13 protein-coding genes and 1 tRNA gene are annotated in these 16,827 nt (G+C 59.9%); all 14 read left to right on the forward strand.

The window, feature by feature from the left end; all coding sequences use genetic code 11:
• On the forward strand, positions 1 to 473 hold a 473-nt coding region (locus G533_RS0118260), incomplete at its 5' end, for an EF-Tu C-terminal domain-related protein (protein ID WP_027951178.1).
• Between the two features lie 91 nt (positions 474 to 564).
• Positions 565 to 640, forward strand: a tRNA-Trp gene (locus tag G533_RS0118265).
• Positions 641 to 693: 53 nt separating this feature from the next.
• Positions 694 to 1,056, forward strand: a complete 363-nt coding sequence (gene secE, locus G533_RS0118270) for a preprotein translocase subunit SecE (protein WP_027951179.1) — start codon at positions 694 to 696, stop codon at positions 1,054 to 1,056.
• Between the two features lie 24 nt (positions 1,057 to 1,080).
• Complete coding sequence (nusG, locus tag G533_RS0118275) at positions 1,081 to 1,614, forward strand: transcription termination/antitermination protein NusG (protein ID WP_027951180.1); 534 nt, start codon at positions 1,081 to 1,083, stop codon at positions 1,612 to 1,614.
• A gap of 135 nt (positions 1,615 to 1,749) precedes the next feature.
• Complete coding sequence (rplK, locus tag G533_RS0118280; RefSeq protein WP_027951181.1) at positions 1,750 to 2,184, forward strand: 50S ribosomal protein L11; 435 nt, start codon at positions 1,750 to 1,752, stop codon at positions 2,182 to 2,184.
• Entirely contained in the window at positions 2,184 to 2,879 is a 696-nt protein-coding gene (rplA, locus tag G533_RS0118285) for a 50S ribosomal protein L1 (RefSeq protein WP_027951182.1), read from the forward strand. The genes rplK and rplA overlap by 1 nt, the downstream gene beginning before the upstream one ends.
• A 309-nt stretch (positions 2,880 to 3,188) precedes the next feature.
• Positions 3,189 to 3,716 carry a 50S ribosomal protein L10 gene (gene rplJ / locus G533_RS0118290; RefSeq protein WP_027951183.1) on the forward strand — a complete coding sequence of 176 codons (528 nt, stop codon included), beginning with the start codon at positions 3,189 to 3,191 and terminating at the stop codon, positions 3,714 to 3,716.
• A gap of 43 nt (positions 3,717 to 3,759) precedes the next feature.
• The gene (gene rplL, locus G533_RS0118295) at positions 3,760 to 4,140 is read left to right on the forward strand and encodes a 50S ribosomal protein L7/L12 (RefSeq protein ID WP_027951184.1); all 381 of its coding nucleotides are present in this window, start codon (positions 3,760 to 3,762) and stop codon (positions 4,138 to 4,140) included.
• Between the two features lie 184 nt (positions 4,141 to 4,324).
• Complete coding sequence (gene rpoB, locus G533_RS0118300; protein ID WP_027951185.1) at positions 4,325 to 8,398, forward strand: DNA-directed RNA polymerase subunit beta; 4,074 nt, start codon at positions 4,325 to 4,327, stop codon at positions 8,396 to 8,398.
• Positions 8,399 to 8,478: 80 nt separating this feature from the next.
• A complete protein-coding gene (gene rpoC / locus G533_RS0118305; protein WP_027951186.1) occupies positions 8,479 to 12,696 on the forward strand; it encodes a DNA-directed RNA polymerase subunit beta' in 4,218 nt (1,405 codons plus the stop codon).
• A gap of 266 nt (positions 12,697 to 12,962) precedes the next feature.
• Complete coding sequence (rpsL, locus tag G533_RS0118315) at positions 12,963 to 13,334, forward strand: 30S ribosomal protein S12 (protein ID WP_027951188.1); 372 nt, start codon at positions 12,963 to 12,965, stop codon at positions 13,332 to 13,334.
• Between the two features lie 115 nt (positions 13,335 to 13,449).
• A complete protein-coding gene (rpsG, locus tag G533_RS0118320) occupies positions 13,450 to 13,920 on the forward strand; it encodes a 30S ribosomal protein S7 (protein ID WP_027951189.1) in 471 nt (156 codons plus the stop codon).
• Positions 13,921 to 13,956: 36 nt separating this feature from the next.
• Complete coding sequence (gene fusA / locus G533_RS0118325) at positions 13,957 to 16,068, forward strand: elongation factor G (protein ID WP_027951190.1); 2,112 nt, start codon at positions 13,957 to 13,959, stop codon at positions 16,066 to 16,068.
• 28 nt (positions 16,069 to 16,096) lie between these two features.
• A partial coding sequence (locus G533_RS0118330) for a GTP-binding protein (RefSeq protein ID WP_027951191.1) occupies positions 16,097 to 16,827 on the forward strand: 731 nt, incomplete at its 3' end.

The following is a 16,827-nucleotide window of genomic DNA, read 5'->3' on the forward strand; positions in this document are numbered from 1 at the left end:
AGGTAGGCGAGGAAATCGAGATTGTCGGTATCCGCGACACCGTGAAGACGACCTGTACGGGCGTTGAGATGTTCCGCAAGCTGCTGGACGAAGGCCGTGCGGGCGAGAACGTGGGCGTACTGCTGCGTGGCACCAAGCGCGAAGACGTTGAGCGTGGCCAGGTACTGGCGAAGCCGGGTTCAGTGAAGCCGCACACCAAGTTCGAGGCAGAGGTGTATGTGCTGTCGAAGGACGAAGGTGGCCGTCACACGCCGTTCTTCAAGGGCTACCGTCCGCAGTTCTACTTCCGTACCACGGACGTGACGGGAGCGTGTGAGCTGCCGGAAGGCGTTGAGATGGTCATGCCGGGCGACAACATCCAGATGGTTGTGACGTTGATTGCACCGATCGCGATGGAAGATGGTCTGCGCTTTGCGATCCGTGAAGGCGGCCGCACCGTGGGTGCTGGCGTCGTCGCCAAGATCATCGAGTAACATCGATGCAGGGAGCGCTTCGGCGCTTCCCTGTCAACTCGAGCCGAACCGCTTGCGGGCAGTTCGGCTTCGTTGTCTCAGAAGAGGATATAGGCCAGTAGCTCAATTGGCAGAGCAGCGGTCTCCAAAACCGCAGGTTGGGGGTTCGATTCCCTCCTGGCCTGCCATTTATGGCAGGGGGTTGCGCGTCAGGCGCGGCCCGACCTGAAGGATAGTAGTAATGAGTGTGGAAACGAACGCCGGGCGTTTCGATTCCGTGAAGTGGGCGGTTGTCATCGCCCTGCTGGCTGTCGGTATCATCGGCAACAGCTACTTCTCGGCGGAATCGCTGCTGTATCGAGTGCTGGGCATTGTGGCGATTGCCGCCGTGGCCGGGATGATCGCGTTGCAGACCGCCAAAGGCGCTGCATTCTGGACTCTGGTGAAGAGTTCCCGCACGGAAATTCGCAAGGTCGTCTGGCCCACGCGGCAGGAGACGGTCCAGACCACCCTGATTGTGGTGGTCTTTGTATTGCTGGTGGCGCTGATGCTGTGGGGGCTCGATTCCCTTCTCGGCTGGCTTGTGTCGCTGGTGATTGGTTAGTCGGAACAGGATAAGGGATAGCCGATGGCAATGCGCTGGTATGTGGTCCACGCCTACTCAGGTTTTGAGAAGAAAGTTGCGGCTGCCCTGAAGGAGCGTATTGAACTGCACAACATGCAGGACCGCTTCGGTGAAATACTTGTGCCCACCGAGGAAGTGGTGGAGATGCGTGCAGGTCAGAAGCGGCGCAGCGAGCGCAAGTTCTTCCCCGGCTATGTGCTGGTGCAGATGGAGCTGGACGACGGGACCTGGCACCTGGTGAAGGAAACGCCGCGGGTCATGGGCTTTATCGGTGGCAAGGCGGATGCGCCTGCGCCGATCACCGAGGCCGAAGCCGCCGCCATCCTGCAGCGGGTTGAGGCGGGTGTCGAGGCGCCTCGTCCCAAGACGCTGTTCGAGCCCGGCGAGATGGTGCGGGTAGTCGACGGTCCATTCAACGACTTCAATGGCGTTGTGGAAGAAGTGAATTACGAAAAGAGTCGCCTGAATGTGGCCGTGCTCATTTTCGGTCGTTCCACCCCGGTGGAGCTTGAATTCAGTCAGGTCGAAAAGGCCTGATTGCAGTGCGGCGGGTGCCACGTGAGTGGCGCCGGCCAACGTTAACGGCGGCTGTGGCCGCCACAATGGGGAGCCCGCGTAAACTGATCTTTAGTGGTCGGGATTACAACGGCGCTAGCACCCGGGAGAGAAAACATGGCGAAGAAAGTATCGGCTTATATCAAGCTGCAGGTGGGCGCCGGTAAGGCGAACCCGAGCCCGCCGGTTGGCCCTGCGCTGGGTCAGCACGGTGTGAATATCATGGAATTCTGCAAGGCGTTCAACGCCGAGACCCAGGACCTTGAGCCCGGCCTGCCGATTCCAGTGGTCATTACCGTTTACGGCGACCGCTCGTTCACCTTCATCAAGAAAACCCCGCCCGCTGCGGTGTTGTTGCGCAAGGTGGCTGGCATCAAGTCCGGCTCCGGCACGCCCAACACAGTCAAGGTTGGCAAGGTGACCCGCGCCCAACTGGAAGACGTGGCAACGCAGAAGTGGCCCGACCTTACGGCGGCAGACATGGACGCGGCAGTCCGCACTATTGCCGGTAGCGCACGCTCCGCCGGTATCGATGTTGAGGGGGTGATCTAATGGCCAAGCTGTCCAAGCGCGTACGCGCATTCAAGGAAAAGGTTCAGCCCGGCAAAGCGTATGCATTCGACGACGCCGTTGCCCTGCTGAAGGAATTGGCCACAGCCAAGTTCAACGAGACCGTTGAAGTTTCGGTGAACCTGGGCGTGGATGCACGGAAATCAGACCAGGCCGTTCGCGGTGCTACCACGTTGCCGCACGGCACGGGCAGCCACGTGCGCGTCGCGGTGTTCACCCAGGGTGATGCAGCGGAGCAGGCCAAGGCCGCCGGTGCCGAGTTTGTGGGCATGGAAGATCTTGCCGAGCAGATCAAGGGCGGCATGATGGATTTCGACGTGGTGGTGGCTTCTCCGGATGCCATGCGCGTTGTCGGCCAGCTGGGCCAGGTACTGGGTCCGCGCGGCCTGATGCCGAACCCCAAGACCGGCACCGTCACCCCCGACGTGCTCACTGCGGTGAAGAATGCCAAAGCTGGTCAGGTGCGTTTCCGTACCGACAAGAACGGCATCATTCATGGCGGTATTGGCAAGATTGACTTCGAGCCTGCTGCGATCAAGGGCAACCTTGAGGCGCTGCTGGCCGACCTGCGCAAGGCGAAGCCCTCCTCCGCGAAGGGCGTGTACATGAAGAAAATCACCCTGTCCACGACCATGGGCCCGGGTGTTACGGTCGACCAGTCCTCGATCGAAGCTTGATCGACAGCTCCCCCACAAGGGGAGGTGTCACACGGGCCAGCCACGGACGGATGGCCCGGGTAGTGCGCTCCTACCGGAGCGCGTTGCCCACTTTGAGGTCTTTGGAGCAGTCTTGGGCGAATGCCTGATTAGCTGAAAACTGAAGGCCATCAAAGACCGTAGGTGCCTGCGCTGTCCACGACAGCACGGCTTAATCGAGCAGCCCGCAAGTGCTGCCCAACCTACGCAGATGGTGGATGTGTTCACCACGCAAGGTGGTATCGCCATAGCGTTGGCGGTACCGGAACTGTAAATCCAGGAGTAATACCAGTGGCAATTGGACTCGACGACAAGAAAGCGATCGTTGCTGAAGTTAACGAGACTGCCACCAATGCCCTGTCCCTGGTGATCGCCGATGCACGTGGCGTCACCGTGGACGGAATGACAGCTTTGCGCCAAAGCGCTCGCGAAAATTCAGTGACCCTCCGTGTTGTGCGGAACACACTGGCCAAGCGCGCGCTGGCGGGAACGGACTACGAATGCGTCAGCGACGCGCTCGTGGGCCCCTCCCTGTTCGGATTTTCGATGGAAGATCCGGGTGCAGCGGCACGGTTGTTCAAGGATTTCGCCAAGGAGAATAAACACTTCGAGGTGAAGGTATTGGCGGTGAGCGGCCAAATGCTGGGTGCGGATCAACTGGATGTACTGGCCAAACTGCCGACGCGTGATCAGGCACTCTCGATGTTGATGAGTGTGATGAAGGCGCCGGTAACGAAGCTGGTACAGACGATGAACGAAGTACCTGGAAAATTGGTTCGCACACTGGCAGCAGTACGCGATCAGAAAGAAGCGGCGTAAGTCGCCGCTATTTTATTTATCAGCTAACCGGGAGATATGAGTCATGGCTCTGTCCAAAGATGACATTCTGAATGCAATCGCTGAAATGAGCGTAATGGATATCGTTGAGCTCATCAGCGCAATGGAAGAAAAATTCGGTGTAACCGCTGCTGCAGCTGTTGCTGCTGCACCGGCTGCTGCCGCTGGCGATGCCGGCGCTGCTGCTGAAGAGCAGACCGAGTTCGACGTAATTTTGACCAGCGCTGGCGAGAAGAAAGTCAACGTGATCAAAGTCGTACGTGAAGTAACCGGCCTGGGCCTGAAAGAAGCCAAGGGCGTGGTTGACGGCGCCCCTGCACCTGTCAAGGAAGGTATTTCCAAGGCAGATGCGGATGCGCTGAAAGCCAAGCTGGAAGAAGCAGGCGCGGCCGTCGAGGTCAAGTAAGCGCTTGCCTTACGTCTGGCCAAGGCTGGACCAGGACAAGGCTGGTGGGCGTGTTTGCCTGCCGGCCTTTTCCCGCTTGATGAACACAAGTTTTTCAGGGTGGGCTGCGCGTGCAGCTCATCCGTCAAGAGCCTCGCTTGCCGCCGGCAGGGCGGCGGGAAGCTAAACACGCTGGGGAGTACTGATGGCATACTCGTACACTGAGAAAAAACGTATTCGCAAGGACTTCGGCAAACTGTCGAACATGATGGATATTCCATACCTGCTTGCGATCCAACTCGATTCTTACCGGAAGTTCACCCAGCAGGGCATACCACTCGAGGAGCGCGGCGACTACGGCTTGCACGCGGCCTTTAAATCGGTATTCCCGATCGTCAGCTACAGCGGCAACGCGGCATTGGAATACGTTGACTACAAACTCGGCACGCCTGTGTTTGATGTCAGCGAGTGCCAGTTGCGTGGCATTACCTATTCCTGTGCCCTGCGGGTCAAGGTGCGTTTGATCATCTACGACAAGGACGCCTCCAGCAAGACCATCAAGGACATCAAGGAGCAGGAAGTCTACATGGGGGAGATTCCCCTGATGACCGACAACGGCACGTTCGTGGTCAACGGCACCGAGCGCGTGATTGTTTCCCAGCTGCACCGCTCCCCCGGCGTGTTCTTTGACCACGACAAGGGCAAGACGCACTCCTCCGGGAAGCTGCTCTACTCAGCGCGTGTCATTCCCTACCGTGGCTCCTGGTTGGACTTCGAGTTCGACCCCAAGGACATGGTATTCGTGCGTATCGACCGCCGGCGCAAGCTGCCGGCCACGATTCTGCTGCGCGCGCTGGGTTACCAGTCTGAAGAAATCCTCGACATGTTCTACGAGGTGAACACCTTTACCGTCGACAAGGACGGCAACTACAAGATGGCGCTGATCCCCGCGCGTCTGCGTGGTGACGTGGCGTCCTTCGATATCAAGGTGGGCCGCAAGGTCGTCGTCGAGCAGGGTCGCCGTATTACGGCGCGCCATATTCGCGAGCTGGAGAAGGCCGAAGTTGCCGAGCTCGAGATTCCGCGCGAATACCTCCATGGCCGCGCGCTGGCGAAGAACATCGTCGACGAGAAAACCGGCGAAGTGGTGGTGGAATGCAACGCCGAGCTGAACGATGAGATTCTCACCCGCCTGGCGGAGATGGGCATCAACAACATCGACACTCTCTACACCAACGAGCTGGATTGCGGTCCCTACGTGTCCGACACGCTGCGCCTGGACACCACGCGCAACGAATTGGAAGCGCTGGTCGAAATCTACCGCATGATGCGCCCCGGCGAGCCGCCGACCAAGGAGTCTGCAGAGAACCTGTTCCAGAACCTGTTCTTCTCCCCGGATCGCTACGACCTGTCAGCGGTAGGCCGCATGAAGTTCAACCGCCGCCTCGGTCGCGAAGAAGTGACCGGCAGTGGTGTGCTGGACCGTGAAGATATCGTGGAAGTGCTGAAGGCACTGGTGTCTATCCGTAACGGTCGCGGCATGACTGACGACATCGACCACCTGGGCAACCGCCGTGTGCGCAGTGTGGGCGAAATGGCCGAAAACCAGTTCCGTGTGGGCCTGGTGCGTGTTGAGCGCGCGGTCAAGGAACGCCTGTCGATGGCCGAGAGCGAAGGCCTCATGCCGCAGGACCTGATCAACGCCAAGCCGGTGTCGGCTGCGGTGAAAGAGTTCTTCGGTTCCAGCCAGCTGTCGCAGTTCATGGACCAGAACAACCCGCTGTCTGAAGTCACGCACAAGCGTCGCGTGTCCGCGCTTGGGCCGGGCGGTCTCACCCGTGAGCGCGCCGGCTTTGAGGTGCGCGACGTGCATCCAACGCACTACGGTCGCGTATGCCCGATTGAAACGCCTGAAGGCCCGAACATCGGCTTGATCAACTCGCTGGCGACCTACGCCCGCACCAACGATTACGGCTTTCTTGAGAGCCCGTACCGCAAGGTGGTTAACGGCCAGGTCACCGACGACGTGGAATTCCTGTCTGCGATCAACGAAGCCGAGCACGTGATTGCCCAGGCGTCGGCGGCGGTGGACAGCAAGAACCGTTTTGTCGACGACCTGATCGCCGTGCGTCACATGAACGAATTCACGGTCATGCCGCCCGAGAAGGTGGACTACATGGACGTGTCGCCAAAGCAGGTAGTGTCTGTTGCCGCGGCGTTGATCCCGTTCCTTGAGCACGATGACGCGAACCGCGCGCTCATGGGCTCGAACATGCAGCGCCAGGCCGTTCCCACACTGAAGTGTGAGAAGCCGTTGGTGGGTACCGGCATGGAGCGCTACGTGGCCGCTGATTCCGGTGTGTGTGTCGTGGCCCGCCGCGACGGCGTCATCGACTCCGTGGACGCCAGCCGCATCGTGGTCCGTGTCAACGACAAGGACGTGGGTCGTGACGAGGCGCCGGTTGATATCTACAACCTGACCAAATACACCCGTTCCAACCAGAACACCTGTATCAACCAGCGTCCGATCGTGAAGCAGGGTGATGTAGTGGCCCGCGGCGATATCCTCGGCGATGGCCCGTCCGTCGATATGGGTGACCTGGCACTGGGCCAGAACATTCGCATCGCGTTCATGCCCTGGAACGGCTACAACTTCGAGGACTCCATCCTGGTGTCCGAGAATGTGGTGAAGGAAGACCGTTTCACCACCATCCACATCCAGGAACTTACCTGTATTGCTCGCGACACCAAGCTGGGCTCCGAGGAAATCTCCTCGGATATCCCCAATGTGGGCGAGAGCGCGCTGTCCAAGCTCGACGAGTCCGGCATTGTGTACATCGGTGCCGAGGTTGAGGCGGGCGACATTCTGGTGGGCAAGGTCACGCCGAAGGGCGAAACCCAGCTGACCCCGGAAGAAAAGCTGCTGCGCGCCATCTTTGGTGAGAAGGCCTCGGACGTGAAGGATACGTCACTGCGTGTACCGTCCAGCACCAAGGGTACGGTTATCGACGTGCAGGTATTCACTCGCGATGGCCTGGAAAAGGACCCGCGCGCACAGCAGATCGAGAAGCACCAGCTAGACAAGTTCCGCAAGGACCTCAAGGAAGAATATCGCATTTTTGAAGAGGCGACCTTCTCCCTGCTGGGCAACCAGCTCAAGGGTGCCAAGACTGTCAGCGGTGCTGGCCTGGCCAAGGGCACTGAGCTCAGCGCCAAAGTGCTGGCGGACCTGGACCGCGAACAGTGGTTCAAGCTCAAGCTCGCCGACAGCGACCTGAACGAGGCACTGGCGGCCGCCAAGAAGCAGCTCGACGAGCAGACCAAGCTGCTGGAAGAGCGCTTCGAAGACAAAAAGCGCAAGTTGCAGAGCGGCGATGACCTGGCACCGGGCGTACTGAAGATCGTCAAGGTTTACCTGGCCATCAAGCGTCGCATCCAGCCGGGTGACAAGATGGCTGGTCGTCACGGTAACAAGGGTGTTATTTCGGTCATCATGCCGATCGAGGACATGCCCTTTGACGAGAATGGCGAGCCAGTGGACATTGTGCTCAACCCGCTGGGTGTGCCGTCGCGCATGAACGTGGGCCAGATTCTCGAAACCCACCTGGGCATGGCGGCCAAGGGCCTGGGCGTGAAAATCGACCAGATGTTGCAGGAGCAGCGCAAGGTCGCGGAAGTACGCGAGTTCCTGGAGCGCATCTACAACAACGGTGCCGGCCGTTCGGAAGATCTCAAGTCATTGAATGACAAGGAAATTCTGGCCCTTGCCGGCAACCTGCGCGAAGGCGTGCCGATGGCGACGCCGGTGTTTGACGGCGCTGCCGAAGAGTCGATCAAGGAGCTGCTGGCTCTGGCTGATCTGCCCGAAAGCGGCCAGTTTACGCTGTACGACGGCCGCTCTGGCGAGGCATTTGATCGCCCGGTGACCGTGGGCTACATGTACATGCTGAAGCTCAACCACCTGGTGGACGACAAGATGCACGCCCGTTCTACCGGCTCGTACAGCCTGGTAACCCAGCAACCGCTGGGCGGCAAGGCGCAGTTCGGTGGCCAGCGCTTCGGTGAAATGGAGGTGTGGGCACTGGAAGCCTATGGTGCCGCTTACACCCTGCAGGAAATGCTCACCGTGAAGTCGGACGACGTTGCGGGGCGCACCAAGATGTACAAGAACATCGTCGATGGTGACCATCGTATGGAACCGGGCATGCCCGAGTCCTTCAACGTGTTGGTCAAGGAAATACGCTCCCTCGGTATTGATATCGAGCTGGAGAGTGACTAACCAGCGGTAATACGGACTCGGGGCTACGGCGGCACGGTGTGTCGCTGTAGCTGGAAGGAAAACCTCGTGGAGGAAAGACCTTGAAAGACTTACTTAATCTGCTCAAGTCCCAGGGACAGTCAGAAGAATTCGACGCCATCCGTATCGGCCTGGCGTCGCCCGAAATGATCCGCGCCTGGTCATTCGGTGAAGTGAAGAAGCCGGAAACCATCAACTACCGGACCTTCAAGCCAGAGCGCGACGGCTTGTTCTGCGCCAAGATTTTTGGCCCGGTAAAGGATTACGAGTGCCTGTGCGGCAAGTACAAGCGTCTCAAGCATCGCGGCGTGATCTGTGAGAAGTGCGGCGTGGAAGTGGCACTGGCGAAGGTGCGTCGTGAGCGCATGGGTCACATCGAGCTGGCGAGCCCGGTGGCACACATCTGGTTCCTGAAGTCACTGCCTTCGCGCATTGGCCTGTTGCTGGACATGACCCTGCGCGATATCGAGCGCGTGCTCTATTTCGAATCGTATGTGGTGACCGATCCTGGTCTCACCACGCTCAACCCCGGTCAGCTGCTGACCGACGAAGAGTATTACGAGGCGATGGAAGAGTTTGGTGACGAGTTCACCGCGAAAATGGGTGCCGAAGCAGTTCAGGACCTCATGAAGCAGCTCGATCTCGAGCGCGAGATCGTGACCCTGCGCGAGGAAATCCCGCAGACCAATTCGGAAACCAAGATCAAGAAGCTGTCCAAGCGCTTGAAGTTGATGGAGGCCTTTGCCGGTTCCGGCAACAAGCCCCAGTGGATGGTGCTGAACGCGCTGCCCGTATTGCCGCCGGATCTGCGTCCGCTGGTACCGCTGGATGGCGGCCGTTTCGCCACCTCGGACCTGAACGACCTGTACCGCCGGGTGATCAACCGCAACAACCGCCTCAAGCGCTTGCTGGACCTCAACGCGCCCGACATTATTGTGCGCAACGAAAAGCGCATGCTGCAGGAATCTGTGGACGCGCTGCTGGACAACGGCCGCCGTGGCCGCGCCATCACTGGCTCCAACAAGCGCCCGCTGAAGTCTCTGGCCGACATGATCAAGGGCAAGCAGGGGCGTTTCCGCCAGAACCTGCTCGGCAAGCGCGTCGACTACTCCGGTCGTTCCGTGATCGTGGTGGGTCCCACGCTCAGGCTGCACCAGTGCGGCCTGCCCAAGAAGATGGCACTTGAACTGTTCAAGCCGTTCATCTTCGGCAAGCTGGAAGCGCGTGGCCTGGCCACGACGATCAAGGCCGCGAAGAAAATGGTCGAGCGCGAGCCGCCGGAAGTCTGGGATATTCTCGCCGAAGTGATTCGCGAGCACCCGGTACTGCTGAACCGCGCGCCCACCCTGCACCGTCTGGGCATTCAGGCTTTTGAACCTGTGCTGATTGAGGGCAAGGCGATCCAGCTGCACCCGCTGGTCTGCGCGGCCTACAACGCCGACTTCGACGGTGACCAGATGGCGGTACACGTGCCGCTGACTCTGGAAGCGCAGCTGGAAGCCCGCGCACTGATGATGTCGACCAACAATATCCTGTCCCCCGCCAACGGCGAGCCGATCATCGTGCCCTCGCAGGACGTGGTACTGGGGCTGTATTACATGACGCGTGAGCGTGTGAATGCCAAGGGGGAAGGCATGATCTTCGCCAACGTCTCCGAGGTGAACCGCGCTTATCGCGCCGGGCACGTACACCTGCAGGCGCGGGTGAAGGTGCGCATTCACGAAGTAGTGCAGAACGAAGAAGGTGAGCGCTCCGAGCGCACTGTGGTGCTGGACACTACGGTGGGCCGGGCACTGCTGTGGGAAGTCGTGCCGGAAGGTATCGGCTACGACATGGTCAACCAGGACATGACCAAGAAGGCCATCTCCCGGATTATCAACCAGTGCTACCGCGTAGTCGGCCTGAAGGCGACCGTGATCTTCGCCGATCAGCTGATGTACACCGGCTACGAATACTCCACGCGTTCCGGTGCGTCCATCGGCGTCAACGATTTCGTGATTCCTGAAGCCAAGGCGGAGCTGATTGCCCGCGCGGACCGGGAAGTGAAGGAAATCGAAGACCAGTACGCCGCCGGCCTGGTTACCCAGGGCGAGAAGTACAACAAGGTGATCGACATCTGGTCCCGCGCCAACGACCTCGTGTCCAAGGCGATGATGGAAGGCATTTCCAAGGAGACCGTTGTCAACCGCAACGGAGAGGAGGAGCAGCAGGCGTCCTTCAACTCGGTGTATATCTACGCAGACTCCGGCGCCCGGGGCTCACCGGCGCAGATTCGTCAGTTGGCCGGTATGCGTGGCCTGATGGCCAAGCCCGACGGCTCCATCATTGAAACGCCGATCGTGGCCAACTTCCGTGAAGGCCTGAACGTACTGCAGTACTTCATCTCAACCCACGGGGCGCGGAAAGGTCTGGCGGATACCGCACTGAAAACCGCCAACTCCGGTTACCTCACCCGTCGCCTGGTTGACGTGGCGCAGGACCTGGTGGTGACGGAAGTGGATTGCGGCACGGACCAGGGGCTTTTGATGACCCCGGTTATCGATGGCGGCGACATCATCGAATCGCTGGGTGATCGCGTGCTGGGTCGTATCGTCGCACGCGACGTGATTCGCCCTGGCACGGAAGACGAGATCGCTATCACAGCGGGCACCATGCTCGACGAACTGTGGATCAAGCGCATTGAGGAAATGGGTATCGACGAGGTAGAAGTGCGCTCGCCGATCACCTGCGAAACCCGTCACGGCATCTGTTCTGCCTGCTACGGCCGCGACCTGGCCCGGGGCCACCGGGTCAACATGGGTGAGGCCGTGGGTGTTGTTGCCGCGCAATCCATTGGTGAGCCGGGTACCCAGCTGACCATGCGTACCTTCCACATCGGTGGTGCGGCCTCGCGGCAAACCGCGCAGGACAATATCCAGGTCATGAACGACGGTAAGGTGCGCCTGCACAACGTCAAGACCGTGGAGCGCAATGACGGCTTCCTGATTGCGGCCTCGCGTTCGGGTGAGCTGTCGGTGCTGGACAAGATGGGCCGTGAGCGCGAGCGTTACAAGCTGCCCTACGGTGCCATCATCAAGGTGCAGGACCACGCCGATGTTGCGTCAGGCGATGTGGTGGCGAACTGGGACCCCCACACCCACCCCATCATCACCGAGGTGGCGGGTATTGCGCGCTTCTCCGGTATGGAAGAGGGCATCACCATCAAGCGCCAGACGGACGAGCTGACCGGCTTGTCCAGCATTGAGGTGCTGGATGTGGGTGAGCGCCCGGCGGCGGGCAAGGACGTGCGTCCAGCAATTACCCTGGTAGACGACAAGGGCGAGGAGCTGTGCCTGGCGAACACCAACGTGCCGGCGCATTACTTCCTGCCGCCTAACGCGCTGGTGAGCCTCGAAGACGGCGCTCGCCTGGATGCCGGTGCGGTTATCGCCCGTATTCCCCAGGAAGGCTCCAAGACCCGTGACATCACCGGTGGTCTGCCGCGTGTGGCCGACCTGTTCGAAGCGCGCAAGCCGAAAGAGCCCGCTATCCTGGCGGAAATCTCCGGTGCCGTGAGCTTCGGCAAGGAAACCAAGGGCAAGCGCCGTCTGGTGATCACACCCACTGAAGGGCAGACACTGCCTGACGGCTCCGATCACTATGAGGTGCTGATTCCCAAGTGGCGCCTGATGTCAGTATTCGAAGGTGAGTTCGTCGAAAAAGGCGAAATCGTCTCCGAAGGCCCCTTGAGCCCGCACGATATCCTGCGCCTGAAAGGTGTCGAGCAGCTGGCCAAGTACATCTCGAACGAGATCCAGGAGGTCTACCGTCTGCAGGGTGTGAAGATCAACGACAAGCACATCGAGGTGATTGTTCGCCAGATGCTGCGCAAGGTGATTATCACGTCGTCGGGCGACTCCACCCTGATCAAGGGCGAGCAGGTCGAATTTGTGGCCTTCATCGAGGAGAACGAGCGCCTGCTGGCCGAGGGGCTGGTGCCCGCATCTGCGGATCGCGAACTGCTGGGTATCACCAAGGCCTCACTGGCCACGGAGAGCTTCATTTCGGCGGCGTCTTTCCAGGAGACCACCCGGGTGTTGACCGAAGCGGCGGTGACTGGCAAGCGCGACTACCTGCGCGGGTTGAAGGAAAACGTGGTTGTGGGTCGTCTGATCCCGGCCGGTACCGGCCTTGCCTACCACGAGGAGCGCAAGCGCACCCGTGGTAGCGAGGTGGAAATGAGTGTGTCTGCCCAGGAAATCGAGGCGGCACTCACCGAGGCACTGCAGGACACCGAATAACGGTGGGGCTCCGGGGCCGCGAGGCCCCGGAGCTGCAGAGGCCGATGTTGCTGTCGGCCTCTACTCTGTTCTTGACTCGCATGGGGGGCGTCTATAGAATGCGCCTCCTCTTTCCCGGGGTGCCTCGCCGTGTGTGTGGCGCCCGGGGTATTGCGCTGTATGGAAAGGCCCTCGAAGTGGGCCCCCGCTGGCGCTGCAAGCCGTTGAACCGGCTTGAGGATGGCTGCATGGCCATGAATTCAAACAATATCTGGAGTTCTAACTAGATGGCAACGATCAACCAATTGGTTCGTAAGCCGAGGAAGCGCAAGGTCGCCAAGAGCGACGTGCCGGCCCTGCAAAGCTGCCCCCAGCGCCGCGGTGTCTGCACGCGTGTCTACACGACGACCCCCAAGAAGCCGAACTCTGCACTGCGTAAAGTCTGCCGTGTGCGCTTGACCAACGGGTACGAAGTGTCTTCGTACATCGGTGGTGAAGGCCACAACCTGCAGGAGCACAGCGTGGTGCTGATTCGCGGCGGCCGGGTAAAGGATTTGCCGGGTGTGCGTTACCACACCGTGCGCGGCAGCCTGGATACCTCCGGTGTCTCGGCGCGTCGTCAGGGCCGTTCCAAATACGGCGCCAAGCGGCCGAAATAAGCTCCCGGGGCTGTGCCCCGGGTCAACAGTGAAGTGAGTAAGGCCGAACCCCTGCCTCCCCCGCCTGTGTTGCAGGTCGGTGTTCGGATCAACCTGAAGAGAGAAGGGCAACAACATGCCAAGAAGACGCGTAGTCGCCAAACGTGAAGTGCTGCCGGATCCCAAGTTCGGTAACGTTACGCTGGCCAAGTTCATGAACCATGTAATGATCAGCGGCAAGAAGTCCGTCGCGGAAACCATCGTCTACGGTGCGCTGGAAATTGTTCAGGAGCGCCTGAAGAAAGATCCCATCGAGGCCTTTGACGAAGCGCTTGAGAATATCGCGCCGATGGTTGAAGTGAAATCTCGCCGCGTAGGTGGTGCAACCTACCAGGTGCCGGTTGAAGTGCGTCCCGCCCGTCGCGTGGCATTGTCCATGCGCTGGCTGGTTGATTACGCGCGCAACCGCGGTGAGAAGTCCATGCGCCAGCGTCTGGCCGGTGAGATCATCGACGCTTCGCAGGGCAAGGGCAACGCCGTTAAGAAGCGCGAAGACGTGCATCGCATGGCAGAAGCCAACAAGGCCTTCTCGCACTACCGGTTCTAAATTAACGCCAGGCAACCTGTTACAGGGGAATTTATCGTGGCACGCAAGACTCCTATCAAGCGATACCGCAACATCGGTATCTGCGCCCACGTGGACGCGGGTAAAACCACGACCACCGAGCGCGTACTTTTTTACACTGGCCGGTCTCACCGCATTGGTGAGGTGCACGATGGTGCGGCGACCATGGACTGGATGGAGCAGGAGCAGGAGCGTGGTATTACCATCACGTCCGCTGCAACAACCTGTTTCTGGCGCGGCATGGACGCCCAGTTCGATGAGCACCGTATCAACATCATCGACACCCCCGGACACGTGGATTTCACCATTGAGGTGGAGCGTTCCCTGCGTGTACTCGACGGCGCCGTTGTGGTGTTGTGCGGTTCCTCCGGCGTGCAGCCGCAGACGGAAACCGTTTGGCGCCAGGCCAACAAGTACGAAGTGCCACGCATGGTGTTCGTCAACAAGATGGACCGTGCCGGCGCCGACTTCATGCGCGTGGTTGGCCAGCTGAAAACGCGCCTCGGTGCGAATGCCGTGCCCCTGCAGATGACTATTGGTGCGGAAGACGAGTTCAAGGGCGTTATCGACCTGGTGGTGAACAAGGCCATTCTCTGGAATGAAGAAGATCAGGGCATGACGTTTACGCTCGCTGATATTCCTGCGGATATGGCTGACGAAGTGGCAGAGATGCGGGAATTCCTCGTCGAGTCTGCCGCGGAAGCGACCGAAGAGCTGATGGAAAAGTACCTCGAAGGCGGTGAGCTCACCGTGGAAGAGATCAAGGCCGGTATTCGTGCGCGCACCCTGGCCAACGAGATCGTACCGGTAATCGGCGGTTCTGCGTTCAAGAACAAAGGCGTTCAGGCTATGCTCGACGCAGTGATCGAGTATCTGCCCTCGCCGACAGAAGTACGGGCCATCGAAGGTACGTTGCTGGACCGGGATGGCACAGTCGAGACCCGCGAAGCGGACGACGACGCACCGTTTGCGGCGCTGGCATTCAAGATTGCAACTGACCCCTTCGTAGGTACGCTGACCTTCTTCCGCGTCTACTCCGGCAAGCTGGAGAGCGGTACGGGTGTTTTCAACTCCGTGAAGGAAAAGAAAGAGCGTATCGGCCGTATGGTGCAGATGCACGCCAATAGCCGCGAAGAGATCAAGGAAGTGCTGGCGGGTGATATCGCCGCGGCGGTGGGCCTGAAGGACACCACCACCGGCGACACGCTGTGCGATGCAGACAAGCCCATCGTGCTTGAGCGCATGGAATTCCCTGAGCCTGTGATTTCGGTGGCGGTTGAGCCCAAATCCAAGCCTGACCAGGAGAAAATGGGTATCGCGCTGGGCAAACTGGCTCAGGAAGACCCCTCTTTCCGCGTCAAGACGGACCCCGAAACGGGGCAGACGATCATCTCGGGTATGGGTGAGTTGCACCTTGATATCCTGGTTGACCGCATGCGCCGCGAGTTCAACGTGGAAGCCAACATCGGCAAGCCGCAGGTGGCGTATCGCGAAGCGATCCGTAACAAGAGCGAGATCGAAGGCAAGTTCGTGCGTCAGTCCGGTGGCCGCGGCCAATATGGTCACGTCTGGGTACGCTTTGAGCCAGGCGAGGACGAAAACGCTGAAGGTCTGGAATTTGTCAACGAAGTGGTTGGCGGTACGGTTCCGCGCGAATACGTGCCAGCGGTGCAGAAGGGTATTGAAGAGCAGATGCAGAACGGCGTACTGGCCGGCTACCCGCTGCTCGGCCTGAAGGCCACGCTGTTCGACGGTTCCTTCCACGATGTGGACTCGAACGAAATGGCGTTCAAGATCGCAGCGAGCATGGCCACCAAGAAGCTGGCTGAGAAGGGCGGCGCGGTGCTGCTTGAGCCGATCATGAAAGTGGAAGTGATTACGCCCGAGGAAAACATGGGTGACGTGGTCGGTGACCTCAATCGCCGCCGCGGTCTCATTTCCGGCATGGACGAAAGCGTTTCTGGCAAGGTGATCAACGCGGAAGTGCCGTTGGCCGAGATGTTCGGCTACGCGACGGATCTGCGCTCAGCAACCCAGGGCCGCGCGACCTACACGATGGAGTTCATGAAGTATTCGGAAGCGCCGAATAACATCGCGCAGGACATCATTTCCAAGAACGCAACCAAATAACCCAGCTATCCCATAGAGGTGACTAACAGTGGCAAAGGAAAAGTTTGAACGTAAGAAGCCCCACGTCAACGTGGGCACCATTGGTCACGTAGACCATGGCAAGACGACGCTGACAGCGGCGCTGACGAAAGTCTGTGCAGAGATCTGGGGAAGCGGTTCGGCGGTAGCGTTTGACGGTATCGACAACGCACCGGAAGAGCGTGAGCGCGGCATCACGATTGCGACCTCGCACGTGGAATACGATTCACCGACGCGTCACTACGCGCACGTGGATTGCCCCGGACACGCCGACTACGTGAAGAACATGATCACCGGTGCGGCGCAGATGGACGGCGCTATCCTGGTGTGCGGTGCGACTGACGGCCCGATGCCGCAGACCCGCGAGCACATCCTGCTGTCGCGTCAGGTGGGTGTACCCTTCATCGTGGTATTCCTGAACAAGGCTGACCTGCTGGCGGAAGATTGCGGCGGCGCGGACAGCGAAGAATACGCCGAGATGAAAGAGCTGGTGGAAATGGAGCTGCGCGAGCTGCTCGACACCTACGACTTCCCGGGCGACGACACGCCGATCATCTGTGGTTCCGCGCTGATGGCGCTGAACGGCGAAGACGACAACGAGCTGGGTGTAACCGCGGTCAAGACGCTGGTCGAGACGCTGGACAGCTACATCCCCGAGCCCGAGCGTGCGATTGACCAGACGTTCCTGATGCCGGTTGAGGACGTGTTCTCGATCTCAGGCCGCGGTACCGTGGTAACGGG

It is taken from the genome of Haliea salexigens DSM 19537 (assembly GCF_000423125.1).
GTDB lineage: Bacteria > Pseudomonadota > Gammaproteobacteria > Pseudomonadales > Halieaceae > Haliea > Haliea salexigens.